This window comes from Promicromonospora sukumoe 327MFSha3.1 (genome assembly GCF_000385135.1).
In the GTDB taxonomy this organism is placed as follows: domain Bacteria; phylum Actinomycetota; class Actinomycetes; order Actinomycetales; family Cellulomonadaceae; genus Promicromonospora; species Promicromonospora sukumoe_B.
Genome location: NZ_ARQM01000001.1, coordinates 83,457 through 100,724, shown reverse-complemented (window position 1 = coordinate 100,724; position 17,268 = coordinate 83,457). Strand labels below are relative to the sequence as shown.

Below are 17,268 nucleotides of genomic sequence, written 5' to 3'. Positions count from 1 at the left end.
GGACCAAGGACCGTCCCCGGAGGAGCTGTCATGCGAGAAACCGTCGCCGTCGACTCCGACCAGGTGCGGCGTCCCCCGCCCCTGCCCCTGACCCGCCGGCTGCTGGTGGTGTGCGCGCACCCGTTCGACGCCACGCTCGCGCTGGGCGGCGTCATCGGTGCGTTCGCGGACACCGGCACGGCCGTGCAGATCGTCTGCCTGACGCACGACCCCGGTCCCGACCTCGACGCCTGTCGCCGCAAGGTGCTCGCGGCAGAGCTCATGCGGGCGGCGAGCCTGCTGGGCGCCCGGGAGGCGACGCTGCTGGAGCACCGCGCGGCGCAGCTGCAGTGGAACCCGCCGGAGGTGCTCGCCGCGGAGCTGCGGTCGGTCGCCGGGCCGGTCGACGCGGTGCTGACCATCGACGCCAGCGCCCCGGGCAGCCATCCCGACCACGTGCGGGCCATGCGGGCCGCCCGCCGCGTCGCGGCCCGGCTGGGCTGCCCGCTCTACGGCTGGGTGCGCCGCACCTGGGACACGCCCGACCCGCCCGACGGCGTGCTCGCCGTCGCGTGCGACCGCGCCAAGCAGCAGGCCGCGGTCGCCTGCCACGACGCACCGGGCCCGGCCGATCCGGTCCTGCCGCTGTGCGGTCCCGGCGACCAGGACTACCTCACCGTCGTCCTGCCGGCCGCGTCTCCCACCGTTCTCCCGGCCCCAGAACTCGCTGCTCGCCGTCGACCGCGACGGTGATCGGCGGCTGCGGCGACCGGGGCAGGCTGATGCCGACCTGGTCGTCGCCGCACCGCACCTCGATGCCCCAGTGGTTGCGGTAGCGCAGGCGGAACCGCAGCTCGGCGATCGTGTCGGGCAGGCGCGGGTCGAGCCGCAGCACGTCGCCGGTGAGCTCCAGGCCCGGGTAGCAGCGCTGGACCAGGTCGACGGCCCCGGCCATCGCGCCCAGGTGCACCCCCTCGGCGGTGGTCCCGCCCTGGACGTCGGCGATGTCGCTGTCGAGCGCCTCGCGGAAGAACCGCCAGGACGCGCTCGGGTCGCGCCGGGCCAGCACCCAGGCGTGGACGACGGCGCTGAGGGTCGACCCGTGGCTGGTCCGCGCCAGGTAGTGGTCCACGGTCCGGTCCAGCGCCGCGTGGTCGAACCGGTAGCCGAGCGCGTCCAGCGCGTCGATGACGCCCCGCTCGCCGAGGAGGAACACCAGCATGAGCACGTCGGCCTGCTTGGAGGCCCGGTAGCGGTTGACCGAGTCGCCCTCGGCCTCCAGGATCCGGTCGAGCCGGCGGATCGCCCCGTACCGGGCGCGATAGCCCGCCCAGTCCAGCTCGGCGAGCTGGTCGTACCCCTCGAACTGGCTGATCACGCCGTCGCCGTGGAACACCACGCGCATGCGCCGGGAGACCCGCTCGAAGAGGTCCGTCTCGTCGTCCCCGAGGTGGAGCCGGCGGGCCAGGGCGGCCCGCTCGGGCCCGGGCAGCAGCGCCAGCGCGTCCAGGGCGTACCGCAGCACCCGGGTGACCATGACGTTGGTGTAGGCGTTGTTGTCGATCCCCGGCCGGTCGGCGCCCGGGTAGGCGTCGTGGTACTCGTCCGGCCCCACGACACCCCGGATGTCGTACCGGTCGGTGGCGGCATCGTACGTCGCCAGGCTGCACCAGAACCGGGCGATCTCGACGAGCATCTCGACGCCGTAGCCGTACAGGAAGGCGACGTCCCCGGTGGCCTGGTAGTACTGCCAGACGTCGTGCGCCACGGCGATGCCCACGTGCCGCTGCAGGTACGAGCGGTCCTCCAGCCACCGGCCCGACTCCGGGTTGAGGTGCGTCCGCTGGGTCTCGTCCCGGCCGTCGCTGCCGCTCTGCCACGGGTACATCGCGCCCCGGTAGCCCGCGTCCGCGGCCGCCTGCCGCGCCCGGGGCAGGCGGCGCCACCGGTACATGAGCAGCGACCGCGCGACGCGCGGGAAGCGCAGGAGCAGGAACGGGAAGACGAACAGCTCGTCCCAGAACACGTGCCCGCGGTACGCCTCCCCGTGCAGGCCGCGGGCCGGCATGCCGACGTCGAGGTGCGCGGTGTGCTCGGACAGGGTCTGCAGCAGGTGGAACGTGTTCAGTTCCAGCGCCTGCCGTGGCTGTCCGGTCACGCCGACCCCGCTCGCGCGCCACAGCCGCTCCCAGGCCAGGACGTGGTCGGCGAGCAGGTCCGCGAAGGGCGGCAGGTGGGCCGCGTGCTCGCGGGCGGCTTCCAGCGACTCGGAGATCGCGAGGTCCCGCGAGGTGTAGATCGCGACGCGCTTCTCGATCGTGACGGGCACGCCCTGCACCAGGTCGGGCCACATCCGCACCGACGCCCGCCCGGTAGCCCGCTCGGCGCGGCTGGTCACCGGCGTGGCCGGGTCGGTGACCACCAGCCTGGCCGCCTGCGCGATCCGGACCTGCGACGCCGCGGTGCGCACCTGCAGCCAGGAGACGTCCTCGGCCTGGTCGTAGCCCTCCGCGACCGGCACCAGGTGCCGTCCGTCGAGCGCCGTGTACCGCGCCACCCCGGCGTTGATCACCCGGCCGTCGAGGCTCGAGCGGACCTCGATGGACCCCGACCAGTTCTCCGCGAGGAACGTGGTCTCCAGCGCGGCCACGTGCGGGTCGTGCATCGACACGATCCGCCGCTGTGTCACGGCCAGCACCCGGCCGGCCGGGTCCCGGAACCGGGTGCGCCGGGTCAGGAGGCCGCGGCGCGTGTCCAGCTCCTGCCGGTGCTCCAGGACCTCGCCGCCGTCGAGCGTGAGCCAGAGCTGGCCGGGCGTGCGGAAGGTGAGCGGCAGCCAGTTCGGGGCGTTGACCAGGTCCTCGTTCTCCACCGCGTGCCCCGAGACCACGGACTTCAGGCGGTCGTAGCAGCCCGCCAGGTAGGTGCCCGGGTAGTGCACGCCGTCCGCGGGTGACTCCGGGGCCGCGCCCCTTGTGGCGACGTAGCCGTTGCCGAGGGTGCACAGCGCCTCGCGGAGCCCCTCGGCGGCGGGGTCGAACCCCTCGTACGACAGGATCCCGGGGTCCACCGCGCCTCCCCCGCCGTCGTCCGGCCGGCGCGTCACGTGTTCTCCAGGGGTACGCGCCACTCCAGCCGGGTGCCGCCCGCGTCACCGGGGCCGACGCCGAGCGCACCGCCCAGCTCGGCCGCCCGCCGGGCCAGGTTGCGCAGGCCGCTCTGCGGCACGTCGCCGGGGATGCCGACGCCGTCGTCCACCACGGTCAGGACCACGTCGTCCGACACCGCCAGCCGGACCGCGACCGAGCGTGCGTGGGCGTGCCGCGCGACGTTCGACAGCCCCTCGCGCAGGACGGCGACCAGGTGCTCGGCGACGTCGGACGGGACCGCCGAGTCGACCGGCCCGTCGAAGCGGAGCTGCGGGGAGTAGCCGAGCGGGCCGGTGGCGACGTCGACCTCGGTGATGACCCGGGTCCGCAGGTCCTCCTGCCGCGTGCGTGCCGGCCCCGGCTGCAGCCGGTGCACGGTGGTCCGGATCAGCGCGATCGTCTCGTCGATCTCGTCGACCGCCCGGCCGACCCGGTGCGCGTGGTCGCCGTCGAGGTCGCGCCGCAGGGAGAGCAACCCCAGGCCCGTCGCGTAGAGCCGCTGCACGGCGAGGTCGTGCAGGTCGCGGGCGATGCGCTCCCGGTCGCGGAGCACGGCGAACCGCGCGGCGTCCACGCGGTGCTCCGCGAGCTCCAGCGCCACGGCCACCTGGGCGGCGAAGCCCTGCAGCGCCTCGACGACCACCGGGGCGAACGGCACCCGGCCCTCGAACCGCCCGACGGCCAGCACGCCGCGGGTACCGCCCGGGCCGCCCAGCGGCAGCACCGCGAGGGGGCCGATCTCGTGCCGCAGGTCGAAGGAGAGCTGGGTGCGCTCGTCGGCCACGGCGTCGGGCGAGACGATCGGCTCGCCCGAGTTCAGGACGATGCTGGAGAAGGTGCCGCCCGGCGGGAGCATGACGCCGACCAGGCGCGTCGCCTCGGTACCCGCGGCGGCCCGCACGACGAGGTGCTGGTACCCGTCCTCGGGCAGCGCGATGATCGCCGTGTCCGCGCCCGCGACCCGCAGGGCGTTGTCGGCCGCGAGCGCGAACACCTCCTCCGGGGAGCAGCCGGTGAGCACGCGGCGGGAGATCTCGTCGTTCGCCCGGGCGGACTGCTCCCGCAGGCGCGCCTCCTCGTACAGGTTGGCGTTCTCGATCGCGACGCTCGCGCCGGCCGCCAGCGCCTCCAGCAGCCGCTGGTCGTCCTCGGTGAAGTCGCCCCCGCCGTCCTTCTCCGTGAGGTAGAGGTTGCCGAACGCGCCGCCGTGCACGCGCAGTGGCGCCCCCAGGAAGGACCGCATGGGCGGGTGGTTGGCGGGGAAGCCCACGGACGCCGGGTGCTCGCCGAGGTCGTGCAGCCGCAGCGGGACCGGGTGCCGGATCAGCTCGCCCAGGATCCCGTGCCCGGTCGGGTAGGGGCCGATCGCCCGCACCTGCTCCGGGGACAGCCCGACGGTCAGGAACCGGGCGATGCGCCCGTCGTCCCCCAGCACGCCCAGCGCCACGTACCGGGCGCCGACGAGGCGGGCGGCGATCGCGCTGATCTGGTTCAAAGCCGTCTCGAGCTCCAGACCGCGCCCGAGGTTCGCCAGCGCGTCGAGCAACAGCTCGGTCCGCTCATGAGCATGCTCCGCCACGGCAGCCTCCCGCCGTTCACACCCCCTGCGTCTTCCACGGTAACGCCGTCGGGGGACCTTCGGCCCGTCCCGGGCGGGACCTTGGCCCCGCCCACCGGGCCCTCCAGCACTGATGCCCGGCGTACCGCACGTGATCGGCTGGAGGTGTCACCCCGGGCGGGTGCCGGAGCGAGGAGACGATCATGGGCAACCCCTGGCAGCGCGGCATCGTCGTCGGCGTCGACGGCTCCCCGCAGAGCATGGCCGCCGTCGACTGGGCGGCGCTGACCGCGGACCGCCACGGGGCACCCCTGACCGTGGTGAGCGCCTACGTCACCCCGCCCTCGGCCAGGACCGCCACCATGGGCGTCGACGTCGAGGACCTGCGCGCGGAGGCGCACGCCGCCGTCGAGCGCGCCGTGACCCGGCTGGACGGCGCCCACCCCGGCGGGCACCTGGTCGACGGGCAGGTCGTGCACGGCGACCCGGCGCACGTGCTCGCGCAGCGGTCCGCGGCCGCCGACCTGGTGGTGGTCGGCCGGCGCGGGCTGGGCGCGCTGGACCGGGCCGTGCTCGGCTCCGTGTCGGGCACGCTCGCCGCGTCGGCGCCCGGCCCCGTGGCCGTCGTCCCGGCCGGTGCGCCCGCCGGCGAGCCGGGCCGCGTGGTGGTCGCCGTGAGCAACGGCGACGGCGGCCCCCAGCTCGACCTGGGGTTCGCGGAGGCGCGGCGCCGGTCCTGCCCGCTGGCGGCGGTGCACGTGATGGAGCCCGCCGCCGCGGCGGACCTCGACTTCGGCGGGCCGGACACCGGGCACCGCGCGGCGGAGCAGGAGGGCGTGCAGCGGCAGGTGGCGCAGTGGTCCGAACGGTTCCCCGGGGTGGCCCGGTCGGTCACCTTCACCAGCGGCAACGTGGTCGACGCGCTCCTGGACGAGCTCGGGCCGGACGACCTGGTGGTGCTCGGCGGCCGCCCGCACTCGCAGACCGTCGGGCGCCTGCGGTACTCCGTCGCGGACGCCGTACTGCGCCGGTCGCACCACCCGGTGATCGTGGCCCACCGGCGGGACGCCGCGCGCCCCTAGCATGGGGCCACCGATCGCCGACGCCGACCAAGGAGCCCTCCGTGGACGTTCCGTTCTACTGGGTGGACGTGTTCGCGGCCACGCCGCTGACCGGCAACCCGCTCGCCCTCGTGCCCGACGCCGACCCGCTGCCGGAGGGGACGATGCAGGCGGTCGCCCGCGAGTTCAACCAGTCCGAGACGACGTTCCTGGTGCGCCCCGACCGCCCCGGTGCCGACCACCGGCTGCGGTCCTTCACGCCCGCCGGGGTAGAGGTCTTCGGCGCGGGCCACAACGCGATGGGCGCCTGGATCTGGCTGGCCCTGGCCGGGCGGCTGGACCAGGACCGGGACCGGTTCGTCCAGCAGATCGGCGCCGACCTGCTGGACGTGCGGGTGACGCGGTCGGCCTCCGGCGTCGAGGTCTCGATGGCGCAGTCGGCCCCGCGGTTCCTGGGCCGGGTCGAGGACCGCGCGGCACTGGCCGCCGTGCTGGGTCTGCGCCCCGAGGACCTCGACGCCGACCGGGTCGCCGAGGTCGCCTCCACCGGCGCGGAGCACCTGCTGGTGCCGGTGCGCGACGTCGCGGCGGTCGACGCCGCGCAGCCCGACACGGCCGGCCTGCGCGCCCTGCTGGCGGACGCCGGGGCCGAGGGCTGCTACGTGTACACCACCGACGCCGCGCCGGGCCTGAGCGCCTACGCCCGGTTCTTCAACCCGACCGTCGGCATCGCCGAGGACCCGGCCACGGGCACGGCGGCCGGACCGCTCGCCGCCGTGCTGACCCGCGACGGGCTCGTGGCCGACCCGGCGCGCGTCGTCGTCGAGCAGGGCCGCGCGCTGGGCCGGCCCAGCCGGATCGAGCTGCGCGTCGACGGACCCCTGGTCACGATCACCGGCAGCGGCGTGGTGACCGCGGAGGGCACGCTGCACCTCTGAGCCGGGAGGCGACCGGCCTACCGCACCCCGCGCACCGCGAGCGCGTCGCCCAGCTCGTCGGCGTGCTTGAGCACCATGACGAGGTACGGCATGGCGAAGTGCCGCAGGCTCCGGCCGCCGCCGCGGGCGAGCTGCGCCTCGCGCACGTCGCGCGCGAGGCGGGCGAGCACGGGCAGGGTGCTCAGCGTCACGGAGAGGGTCAGCGCCGCCCGCTGGGGGTCGAGGCCCAGGCGCGCCAGGGGCTGCATCGCCCGCTCGACCGTGTCCAGCAGCTCGGTCGCCGGGGTGGTCAGCGTGAGCAGCCCGGCCAGCGTGATCGCCGTGGTCACCCGGGCGGCGTTGGCGACGGCGTGCTCCGGGTCCAGGAAGATCAGCTGGCCCGCGAGCGTCACCACGACGATCCAGCGGGCGGCCCAGGCCTGGCGGCCGAGCTCCCGCAGCCCGATGCCCGGCACCGCGTAGCAGGCCACGCAGACGGCGGCCATCACCCCGGCGGCCCACCAGGTGGGCGGCAGCAGGCAGACGGCGAGCACGACCACGAGGAGCAGCGCCGTCTTCCACCCGGTCGGCAGGCGGTACCAGGGCCCGTCCCCGGGCCGGTAGAGGGTCACCACCGGATGCTCGCCTCGTACGCGGCCAGCACGTCGTCGGGCGCCCCGACCCTTGTCACCGCTCCGTCCTGGACCAGCACGGCGACGTCGCAGCGGCGCGCGAGCGCCAGGTCGTGCGTCACCAGGACCATCCGGTGCGCGGCGTCCTCGAGCAGGTGGTCGGCGACCCGGCGGGCGTTGGGCGCGTCGAGGTAGGCGGTGGGCTCGTCGGCCACGACCAGGTCGGGGTTCCGCACGAAGGCGCCGCACAGGGCCAGCAGCTGCTTCTGCCCGCCGGACAGGTCGTGCGACGACCGGTCGGCGAGGTCCGCGAGCCCGAACCGGCCGAGCGCGGCGGTCACCCGCTCGGTCCGCTCCTGGCGGGACAGCTTCTCGGTGCGCAGGGAGAACGCGACGTCCTCGGCCACGGTCGGCATGACGATCTGCGCGTCCGGGTTGCTGAAGACGACGGCGACGCGCCGGCGCAGCTCCGCGACCTGGCGGGCCGGGTCCAGGCCGAGCACGCGGACGGTGCCCTCCCGGGCGACGGCCAGGCCGCTGAGCAGGCGCGCGAGCGTCGACTTGCCCGAGCCGTTCTCCCCGACCACGGCGACGGTCCGCGCCCGGAGGGACAGCGTCACGTCGCGCAGCACGTCCGTGTCGCCGAGGCGCACGGTCACGTTCTCCAGCTCGACCCCGCTCATCGGACCACCTCTCGAACCACCTCGAACACGGCGGCGACGCCCAGGCCGCCGCCCACGGACGCCGCGGCGACGCCGAGCGTCCCGGCGGGCGCTCCCCCGCGCACGAGCCGGCCGAACAGCCGCACCACGCTGACCGCGCCGCTCGCTCCCCAGGGATGTCCCAGGGCGAGCGCCCCGCCGTCCGCGCACACCCGCAGGTCGTCGTCGGCGATGCCCAGGCGGTCGAGCACGGCCAGCGACTGGGCGGCGAAGGCCTCGACGATCTCGAAGGCCGCGACGTCATCCGCCCGCGCATCGGCCAGGTCGAGCGCCGCCAGTACGGCCGGCGCGGCCCCGATCCCCGGCAGCGCGGGGTCGCAGCCGACCACCGCGTGGCCCCGGAGCACGAGGCCCGGGGCGTCGCCCCGGAGCCCGTCCGGCACGAGCGCGACGGCGGCCGCCCCGTCGCTGATCCGGGTGGCGGTGCCCGCGGTCAGCGTGCCGCCGTCGAACAGGGCGGGCAGACGCGGCAGCAGCCGTTCGGCGACGCCGATACTGTCGTCCGCGGTCAGCCCCGCCACCGGGACGAGCTCCGCCGTGAACCGCCCGGCGTCCCGGGCGGCGACCGCCCGGCGGTGGCTGCGCGCGGCGTGGGCGTCCTGCCGGTCGCGGCCGATGCCGTCGGCGGCGGCCAGGTGCTCCGCGGCCTCGACCATGTCGGGGTCGGGCCAGCCGTGCGGCGCGAACGGCGCGCGCGAGTAGGGCACGCCGTCGACGGAGCGGACCGGAGCCGTCGAGGCGCTCTCGACACCGCCCGCGATCCGCACCCGGGCGTCGCCCGCGCGGATCGCCGCGGCGGCGTCGAGCACCGCGGCGAGCCCGCTGCCGCACTGCCGGTCCACGGTCACGCCCGGCACCTCGACGCCGAGCCCGGCGGCGAGCGCCGCGACGCGGGCCGGGTTGCCGCCGGGGCCCATGCAGTTGCCGAGCACGACGTCGGCCACGGCCAGCGGTCGGCCGGCCGCGGTCTCGGCGTCGGCGTGCGCGGCACGGACGACCGGCGTGGCGAGCCGCTCCACGTCAAGGCTCGCCAGCGCCCGCCCGCGGGTGCCGACCGGCGTCCGGCGGGCGGCGACGACCACGGCGTCAGCCGACAACTCGACGCACCTCCCCCGCGAGTGCGCGGCGGACCACCTCGGCGCGGGCCGGTTTTCCGGCGGCGGTGCGCGGCAGGTCGCCGGTGAACCAGATGCGGGGCCGGTGCGACGGGCTCATGCCGGCCGCCGCCGTCTCGCGCAGGAGGCCTGCGCCGACCGGCGCGCGGCCGGCGGCCGGTTCCACCACGGCGGCGACCAGCGCGCCGACGCCGCCGGCCGGGTAGCCGAAGACGACGGCGTCCCGGACGCCGGGCAGCCGCCGGAGGTGGGCCTCGACCTCCTCGGGGATCACGGTGGCAGAGGCGCTGAGGATGGCGCCGTCCGCGCGGCCGCGCAGGGTGAGCACCCCGTCCCGTAGCTCGCCGAGGTCGCCCACGGTGGCCCACGGCCCGTCCGTGCGCAGGGGGCCGGTGTCGCCGAGGTAGCCGAGGGCCACGTAGGGGGACCGCACCCAGACCTGGCCGTCGCGCACGTCGACCTCCACCCCGGGGAAGGGGCGCAGCCCGGTGCCGTCGGCGGCGGCCACGAAGGAGAGCTCGGCCGCGCCGTAGTAGGCGACGACGCGGATGCCCCGGGACTCGGCGAGCGCGCGGACCTGCTGGTCGAGGTGGGAGCCGCCGACCAGGGCGGTGCGCACGCGCGGCAGCGCCCCGCGTTCGAGCAGGGTGCGCAGGGCGTGCGGCGTGCCGTGGAACGCGGTGGCCGCGGCCAGCCCGGCGTCGTCCCCCGGGAGCGCCGGGCGCGGGCCGCCGGCCAGGGCGTGCGCCAGCGAGAACAGCGTGAGCGAGGACGACGCCGGGGCGGGCAGGGCGACGACCTGTTCCGCACCCGCGTCCAGGAACCCGGACACGGCGGCGAACGACCGCGCCCAGGACTCCTCGGTCCGCACCACGACGCGGGCGGTGCCGCTGCTGCCGGAGGTCAGCGTCGCCCAGGCCGCACCGGCCGGCGGCTCGGCCGTGCGGACGAGCGCGTCGACCGCTTCGCGCTGCGCGGCGGGCCAGCGGCCGTCCGCGACGAGCGGGACGTCGCCCGCGGACCGCACCGCCTCGATGCGGGAGAGCAGGGAGTCCGCGGTGTCGTCGAGCACGACGATGCGCCGCGTCACCGCCCGGCCTGCACCTGGTCGTCGGTGTCGCGCTGCTTCCGGGGCTGCCAGGTGCGCCTGAACGCCCGGGGGTAGGCGCGCACGAGCCCGACGACGACGAGCGTCGCGAGCACCGCCTTGACCAGGTCGCCGGGCACGAAGACGAGGCTGGTCAGCGCGGTCTCCCCGAGCGGCAGGCGGGTCACGAGGCTCTGCACGGGGATGCCGAACGCGTAGTCCACGAGGATGCCCCCGACCACGACCCCCAGGGCGGTGCGCCACACGGTCGGCTTGTAGGGGGTGGCGTGCACGATCAGCCCGATCACGAACGCGGCGGCGATCCAGCCGATCGCGTACCCCGCGGACGGGCCGACGAACACGCCGAGGCCGCCGCGCCCGCCGGCCAGCAGCGGCAGGCCGGTGGCGGTGAGCGCGAGCAGCACGACGACGGAGAGCGCCCCGAGCCGCGGCCCGAGGATCGCGCCGGCCAGCATGACGCCGAGCGACTGCGCCGTGATCGGCACCGCGCCGAAGACGTTGAAGCTGCCGGGCAGGCCGAGCACGGCGATGGTCGCGGCCATCACGGCCACCCGGGCCAGGTCGGTCGCGTCCAGCGCGCGCCGGCTCGATCGGTAGTCGTCTCGCATCGGTCCCTCTCCCACTTGAACAGCGTTCACTTGAACGGCGTTCAGGAATATAGTGGCGCGATGAGCGCACCGGCAAACGGCCGTCGGCACAGCCGCGACGACGTGTCCAGGACCGCGCTGCGGCTCCTGGACGAGTTCGGTCTGCCCGACCTGACCATGCGGGCCATCGCCACCTCCCTCGACGTGCAGGTCAGTGCCCTGTACTGGCACTTCCCGAACAAGCAGTCGCTGCTCGCGGCGGTCAGCGCGCGGATCCTCGGACCCATGGACCAGGTGGACGTCGAGGAGCTGCCCACGTCCGACGTCGTCCGTCTGCTGGGCGGGCGGCTGCGCGAGTGCCTGCTCGCCTACCGCGACGGCGCCGAGCTCGTGTCGAGCTCGCTGGCGCTCGGGCTCGTCGACTCCCCCGTCCAGGCGCAGCTGATGCGGGCCACGCGCCGGGACGCGGTGCCGGAGCCGCTGGCCCTGGTCGCCGCGGAGACCGTCATGCACTACGTCGTCGGGTTCACCTTCCACGAGCAGCAGCGCCTGAGCGCCGACGCCCTCGGGCTGCTGGACACGCGGACGTCGCTGAGCCCGGACGCCGTCAGCGCGCCGCCCGAGGCGGGTGCCGACTTCGAGGAGGCGCTGACCATGATCGCGGACGGCCTCGACGCGGCGGTGCGCCGGCACTCGGCACGGGCGGGCCGCTGACCGGCTTCCCGGGGCAGCGGATGCGGGTGCTGCCCCAGCCCCTGGTGGCCCGCGCACGCACCCGGCCGGTGACGTCCCAGCTGCTCGTGACCGACGTCGGGTTCTACCCGCGGGCGGCCCAGCACAGCAGGTCCCGTCCGCAGGGTGCGGCGCAGGACATCGTCATGGTCTGCGGGGCCGGCCGGGGCACGTGCGTGGTGGGCCCCGACGTCCACCAGGTCGGCACGGGCGGCGCCGTGATCATCCCGGCGGGCACCCCGCACAGCTACGAGGCCGACGCCGCCGACCCCTGGACGATCTGGTGGATGCACGTGACGGGCCCGGCCCTGGCCGCGCTGTTCGCCGGGACGGACGTGACCGTGCGGCGGCCGGTCGTGCAGCTCAGCGACCCGTCCCGGGTCATCGCGCTGGCCGACACCGTGCTGCGCCGGATGGAACGGGACGAGACGGCCTCCAGCCTGGCGGCCGCCGCCGGCGCCGCGTGGCACGCCCTGGCCCTGATCGCGGCCGACCGGGGTACGACGACCCCCGACCGGGCGGCACCGATCGAGAACACGCTGGAGTTCCTGCGGGCCAACCTCGCGGACCAGGTCACCGTCCCCGAGCTGGCGAGGATGGCGGGCCTGAGCCAGTCCCACTACGCGGCGCTGTTCCGCCGGGCCACCGGGTTCGGCGTGCTGGAGTACCAGACCCGGCTGCGCATGGCGTCGGCGCGCGAGCTCCTCGACACGACGGACCGCACGGTCGCCTCGATCGCCCGCCAGGTCGGCTACCCCGACCCGCTGTACTTCTCCCGCCGGTTCCGGCGGATCCACTCGATGAGCCCCAGCGAGTACCGCGCCCGCAAGAGCCGCTGAGGGAGCGCCGGGACCGGGCGGCCGGATCGTGGATCCGTCCATGGAAGTGCAGAGCATCGTCCCTTCAGCCGCCCCGGTCGCCGACCTAGGGTCGGACCAGGCTCGCCGTCGAGCCGGACACCGCCCGAAGGGATCCCCCTGCTCATGCTCCTCGACCCGCACGCACCCGAGACCGGGACCACGCCCGAGGCCGCCCTGTCGCCCGAATGGTCGCTCGACCTGGCGGGCGAGTGGCGGTGCGCCCTCGACCCGAAGGGCGTGGGCGAGCTCGACCAGTGGTTCCGGCACGGCCTGCCCGGGGACGCGCCGACCGTCGCGCTTCCCGGATCCGTCCAGCACCAGGGGCTCGGCGACCCGGTCGGCCTCGACACGCCCTGGACCGGCAGCATCGTGGACCGGTCGTACTTCACCGACGACCGGTACGCGCCGTACCGCGAGCCGGGCGACATCGCCGTGCCGTTCTGGCTCCAGCCCCGCGTGTACTACCGCGGCGCGGCCTGGTTCCAGCGCGAGGTCGAGATCCCGGCGGGCTGGGCCGGGCGGGACGTCATCCTGTCCCTGGAGCGGGTGCACTGGGAGTCCACGGTCTGGGTCGGCGAGCGCCTCGTCGGGTCCGAGCGAAGCCTCACCACCGCCCACCGCCTCGACCTCGGCCGCCTCACCCCCGGCCGGCACGTGGTCACGCTCCGCGTGGACAACCGGGCCGTGGTCGACGTCGGACCGAACGCGCACAGCGTCTCGGACCACACCCAGGGCAACTGGAACGGCGTGGTCGGCGCGCTGTCCCTGATCGCGGCGCCGGCCGTGACCATCAGCCGGGTGCGTGTGGTGCCCGACGTCGCCGCCCGCTCCGCCGTCGTCAAGGTGGACATCGCCGCCGGGAGCGACGGCGCGGGCGCCGGCAGCGTCCGGGTCTCCGCCCGGCGGTTCAACGTGCCGGGCGAGCACGAGGCGGGGCCGGTGAGCGCCGCCTTCGCGGCCGAGTACAGCCGCGAACTGGGCGAACGCGGCCTGACGTCAAGCGGGGCGCACGTGGACGTCGAGCTCCCGCTGGGCGACGACGCGCTGACGTGGGACGAGTTCCAGCCGGCCCTGTACGAGCTCACGGTCGAGCTGGTCACCGACCTGCACGGGCACGAGCAACACGACGTAGCGCGCACCGTGTTCGGCCTGCGCGAGGTCGGGGTCGAGGGGACCCAGGTGACGGTCAACGGCCGCCGGACGTTCATCCGCGGCACGCTCGAGTCGTGCGTCTTCCCGCTGACCGGCTACCCGCCGACCGACGTCGACGCGTGGCGCCACGTCATCGCCGTCTGCACGGCGCACGGGCTGAACCTGCTGCGCTTCCACTCGTGGTGCCCGCCCGAGGCCGCCTTCGTCGCCGCCGACGAGGCCGGCTTCTACCTCCAGGTCGAGGGCCCGGTCTGGGCCAACCAGGGGGCCGCGCTCGGTGAGTCGCGCCCGGTGGACGCCTACCTGTACGAGGAGACCCGCAAGATCCTGGACGCCTACGGCAACCACCCGTCGTTCGTCATGATGGCGCACGGCAACGAGCCCGGCGGCAGGGACGCCGAGTTCCTCGCGTCGTGGGTGGCGACCTGGCGGAGCTACGACCCGCGGCGGCTGTACACCAGCGGGGCGGGCTGGCCCGCCCTCGTCGAGAACGACTTCGACAACATCCCGGACCCGCGGGCGCACCGCTGGGGCGAGGGGCTGGAGTCCCGGCTGAACGGCCGCCCACCGGAGACCCGGTCCGACTACCGCGAGTGGGTCGAGTCCCGCCCGCGCCCGATCGTCAGCCACGAGATCGGGCAGTGGTGCGCCTACCCCGACCTCGACGAGGTGTCGAGGTACACCGGGCTGCTGCAGCCCAGGAACTTCGGCATCTTCGCCGACTTCCTGGTGCAGGGCGGCATGTCCGACCAGGCCGCCGCGTTCCTGCACGCCTCCGGCCGGCTGCAGCTGCTCTGCTACAAGGAGGACATCGAGGCCGCGCTGCGCACCGAGGGCTTCGGCGGCTTCCACCTGCTGGGGCTCACCGACTTCCCCGGCCAGGGCACGGCGCTCGTCGGCGTGCTCAACCCTTTCTGGGAGTCGAAGGGGTACTCGACGGCGGAGGAGTTCGCGCGGTTCTGCGGCCCCACCGTCCCGCTGGCCCGGCTGCCGCGGCGCGTCTGGACGGCGGACCAGGAGATCGAGCTCGACGTGCAGGTGGCGCACTTCGGTGCGGGGCCGATCGATGCGGACGTGACCTGGAGCCTGCTCGACCAGGACGGCGCCGAGCTCGGGAGCGGCTCGGTCGCCCAGGGCGTGACGGTCCCCGTCGGCAACGGCACCCGGTTCGGTCCGGTGCGCCTCCCCGCGGGCCTCACCGCCGGCCCCGCGCAGGTCACCCTGGTCATCACGGTGGCCGACGCCGCCGGCGCCCGGTACGAGAACGACTGGGACCTGTGGGTCTACCCGGCCGCCGAGCCGGTCGCGACCCCGCAGTCCGTGCTGGTGACGAGCGACGTCGGCGAGGCGGCCGAGCGGGCCGCCGCGGGCGCGACCGTGCTGCTGGAGCTCGGTGCCGAGCAGATCGGGAACGACGTCGCGCTCGGGTTCACCCCGGCCTTCTGGAACACCGCCTGGACCAAGGGCCAGGCCCCGCATACCCTCGGGGTACTGCACGACCCGCAGCACCCGGTGTTCCGGCACTTCCCCACCACGGGCACCACCGACTGGCAGTGGTGGGAGCTGCTGCACGGCGCCAAGGCGATGCTGCTCGACGGGCTACCCGCCGGGCTGCGCCCCGTCGCCCAGCCGATCGACACCTGGTTCGAGGCGCGCCGGCTCGGCGTGCTGGTCGAGGCCAGGGTCGGCGGCGGCCGGATCATGGTGAGCTCGCTCGACCTCGACCCGTCCGGCGACCGCGCGGCCGCGCGCCAGCTCCGGCGCAGCCTGCTGGACTACCTGGCCGGCGACGACTTCTCGCCCACGGAGACGCTGACGCCGGAGGACCTGCTGAGCCTGCTGCGCTGAGCCCGGTCCAGCCGGTCCTGGGCGGCCAGCAGCACCGGGGTGTTGTCGCCCGCGTAGACGTCGTACCCGCCGACCCGCTGGACCACCTCGAAGCAGAGGTGGCCCACGCGGGGCGTGTAGAAGTGCCAGAACTCGCCGGCCTCGGAGCGGTCGTACATGAGCTGGTGGTCGCGCAGCAGGGCGAGAGTCGCGTCGTCGAGCCCGAACCGGGCCCGCAGGTCGTCGTAGTAGTTGGCGGGCACAGGCACCCGGGGCAGCCCGCGCTCCCCCGCCCTGCGGGCGACGGCGACGACGTCGGTGCAGGCCAGCGCGATGTGCTGGGGGTGGGAGACGCCGGCGGGCGCGACGTTCAGCGAGATCCGGACGGCGCCGTCCGCCGTGCGCATGACCTGGCTGCGGACCAGGCCCTGCGGGCCCGCGGCCTCGGTGGCGCTCGGGCTCTCCAGCCCCAGCACCGTGGTGTAGAAGAGCACCGCCTCGTCGTGCGTGTCCCAGCCGTGCGAGATGTTCACGTGGTCGATGCCGCTGATCTCCCCGACACCGGGGCCGGGCCGGCCCCGGTCGAACTCCGCGGCCCAGGCCGGCTCGGCGCCCGACGGCGTCCGCGTGTGCCGGTCGTTGAGGAACACCTCCAGGCCGCTGGGCGCCACGAACCCCGCCAGGTCGAGCTCCCCGGCCTGGGTGCGGCGCGGCACCGCGCGGACGGCCAGGGCGCGGGCCCGGTCGCTCGCCGCCGTCGCGTCGGCCACGCCGAGGCCGATCCCCGCCACGTGCGGCGCCAGGTCCCGGGCCTGCTGCTCGTTGAGCACCACGTGCGCGGCGCCGGACGACCACAGCCGCACCGGCTTGGTGCGGTGCTGCCCGCGGAAGGTCAGCCCGAGCTGGTCGAGCATCACCTCGACCTCGTGGGTGTCCTCGGCCTTGACCTCCACGTAGTCGTAGCCGGTCGGCACGTCGACGTCGGCGATCCGGTCGAGGACGGCGGGCGTACCCGCGGCGCCGTCAGCCGCGCCGTCGGCCAGGAGCCTGGCCGCCCGGTCCTCGAGCCAGACGAGGGAGCGCAGGGCGTGCTCGGCGGTCCGGCCGGTGTCGGTCTGCCGGAACACGTCGTTGAACACCTCCAGCGACAGCGGCCCCGTGTACCCCGCGCGCACGAGGTGGGTCACGAACCGGCCGAGGTCCCAGGCGCCCTCACCGGGGAACAGCCGGTGGTGCCGGCTCCAGGACAGCACGTCCATGGTGAGCGCCGGGGCGTCGGCGAGCTGGGCGAAGAAGATCTTCTCCCCGGGAATCTCCTCGATCGCGGCCGGGTCGTGCCCGCGGGAGAGGATGTGGAAGCTGTCCAGGCACACGCCGACGGCGTCGTGGTCGGCCAGCCGGGCGATCTCCCACGAGCGGCGGTAGTCGTCCACGAACCGTCCCCAGGCGAGCGCCTCGTAGGCGACGCGGACCCCGTAGGACGCCGCGAGGTCGCCCAGCCGGCGCAGCTGCTCGGCCGCCACCCGGTCGGAGCCGGTCGTCGCGGTCGCGACGTTGCTGCAGACCAGCACGGTGCCGATGCCGAGCCGCCGCATGGTCTCGAAGCGCGCCCGGGCCCGGCGCAGGTTGTCCTCGAACAGTTCAGGAGGCACGCCCTCGAGGTCCCGGAACGGCTGGTACAGGTCCAGGCTCAGGCCCAGCCGGTCCGCGAGCGCCCGGATCTCCTCGGGGCTGCGGTCGTTGACCACGAGGTCGGGCTCGAAGATCTCGACGCCGTCGAAGCCGGCGTCGGCGCAGGCGTAGAGCTTGTCCTCCAGGCTGCCGCTGAGGCAGACGGTCGCTATCGACTTGCGCATGTCGGTCCTCCGC

The 17,268-nt window shown here is 75.4% G+C and carries 14 protein-coding genes; 6 read left to right on the top strand and 8 right to left on the bottom strand.

Going from position 1 to position 17,268, the window contains the following annotated elements; genetic code table 11:
- Positions 1-30: 30 nt before the first annotated feature.
- Positions 31-732, top strand: a complete 702-nt coding sequence (locus tag H291_RS0100425; RefSeq protein ID WP_020012997.1) for a PIG-L deacetylase family protein — start codon at positions 31-33, stop codon at positions 730-732.
- On the opposite strand, the gene H291_RS0100420 is transcribed toward H291_RS0100425, so the two are convergent.
- Together H291_RS0100420 and H291_RS0100415 are read right to left on the bottom strand one after the other, a co-directional pair.
- On the bottom strand, positions 653-3,085 hold the full coding sequence (locus H291_RS0100420; RefSeq protein WP_020012996.1) for a glycoside hydrolase family 65 protein: 2,433 nt from the start codon (positions 3,083-3,085) through the stop codon (positions 653-655). The two genes, H291_RS0100425 and H291_RS0100420, sit on opposite strands and share 80 nt — an antisense overlap.
- Positions 3,082-4,707 carry a sensor histidine kinase gene (locus tag H291_RS0100415; protein ID WP_026365232.1) on the bottom strand — a complete coding sequence of 542 codons (1,626 nt, stop codon included), beginning with the start codon at positions 4,705-4,707 and terminating at the stop codon, positions 3,082-3,084. Before H291_RS0100415 ends, H291_RS0100420 begins: the two co-directional genes overlap by 4 nt.
- 182 nt (positions 4,708-4,889) lie before the next feature.
- Between H291_RS0100415 and H291_RS32090 the strand changes: the two genes are divergently transcribed.
- Both H291_RS32090 and H291_RS0100405 read left to right on the top strand, forming a co-directional pair.
- The gene (locus tag H291_RS32090) at positions 4,890-5,768 is read left to right on the top strand and encodes a universal stress protein (RefSeq protein ID WP_020012994.1); all 879 of its coding nucleotides are present in this window, start codon (positions 4,890-4,892) and stop codon (positions 5,766-5,768) included.
- Positions 5,769-5,809: 41 nt separating this feature from the next.
- Complete coding sequence (locus H291_RS0100405) at positions 5,810-6,685, top strand: PhzF family phenazine biosynthesis protein (protein ID WP_020012993.1); 876 nt, start codon at positions 5,810-5,812, stop codon at positions 6,683-6,685.
- A gap of 17 nt (positions 6,686-6,702) precedes the next feature.
- Here the strand turns inward: H291_RS0100405 and H291_RS0100400 are convergent, their stop codons facing one another.
- From H291_RS0100400 to H291_RS0100380, 5 genes are read right to left on the bottom strand one after another with little or no spacing between them, the layout of a single operon-like run.
- Positions 6,703-7,299 (bottom strand): energy-coupling factor transporter transmembrane component T family protein, encoded by a 597-nt coding sequence (locus H291_RS0100400; RefSeq protein WP_020012992.1) that lies wholly within the window; start codon positions 7,297-7,299, stop codon positions 6,703-6,705.
- Positions 7,293-7,979, bottom strand: a complete 687-nt coding sequence (locus H291_RS0100395; protein WP_020012991.1) for an energy-coupling factor ABC transporter ATP-binding protein — start codon at positions 7,977-7,979, stop codon at positions 7,293-7,295. Before H291_RS0100395 ends, H291_RS0100400 begins: the two co-directional genes overlap by 7 nt.
- Positions 7,976-9,115, bottom strand: a complete 1,140-nt coding sequence (locus tag H291_RS0100390) for a thiolase family protein (protein WP_026365231.1) — start codon at positions 9,113-9,115, stop codon at positions 7,976-7,978. Before H291_RS0100390 ends, H291_RS0100395 begins: the two co-directional genes overlap by 4 nt.
- A complete protein-coding gene (locus H291_RS0100385) occupies positions 9,105-10,223 on the bottom strand; it encodes an AMP-binding protein (protein WP_020012989.1) in 1,119 nt (372 codons plus the stop codon). The genes H291_RS0100390 and H291_RS0100385 overlap by 11 nt, the downstream gene beginning before the upstream one ends.
- On the bottom strand, positions 10,220-10,849 hold the full coding sequence (locus H291_RS0100380) for a biotin transporter BioY (RefSeq protein WP_020012988.1): 630 nt from the start codon (positions 10,847-10,849) through the stop codon (positions 10,220-10,222). Before H291_RS0100380 ends, H291_RS0100385 begins: the two co-directional genes overlap by 4 nt.
- A 60-nt stretch (positions 10,850-10,909) precedes the next feature.
- On the opposite strand from H291_RS0100380, the gene H291_RS28085 reads away from it, so the two are divergent.
- The 3 genes from H291_RS28085 (at position 10,910) to H291_RS0100365 (ending at position 15,420) form a co-directional block, all read left to right on the top strand.
- On the top strand, positions 10,910-11,542 hold the full coding sequence (locus H291_RS28085) for a TetR family transcriptional regulator (RefSeq protein WP_020012987.1): 633 nt from the start codon (positions 10,910-10,912) through the stop codon (positions 11,540-11,542).
- Positions 11,543-11,562: 20 nt separating this feature from the next.
- On the top strand, positions 11,563-12,399 hold the full coding sequence (locus H291_RS0100370; RefSeq protein ID WP_020012986.1) for an AraC family transcriptional regulator: 837 nt from the start codon (positions 11,563-11,565) through the stop codon (positions 12,397-12,399).
- Positions 12,400-12,543: 144 nt separating this feature from the next.
- Positions 12,544-15,420, top strand: coding sequence for a sugar-binding domain-containing protein (locus H291_RS0100365; protein WP_020012985.1), 2,877 nt, complete (start codon positions 12,544-12,546; stop codon positions 15,418-15,420).
- Here H291_RS0100365 and H291_RS0100360 read toward each other — a convergent pair.
- Positions 15,348-17,255, bottom strand: coding sequence for a bifunctional sugar phosphate isomerase/epimerase/4-hydroxyphenylpyruvate dioxygenase family protein (locus tag H291_RS0100360; RefSeq protein WP_020012984.1), 1,908 nt, complete (start codon positions 17,253-17,255; stop codon positions 15,348-15,350). The two genes, H291_RS0100365 and H291_RS0100360, sit on opposite strands and share 73 nt — an antisense overlap.
- Positions 17,256-17,268: the final 13 nt, after the last annotated feature.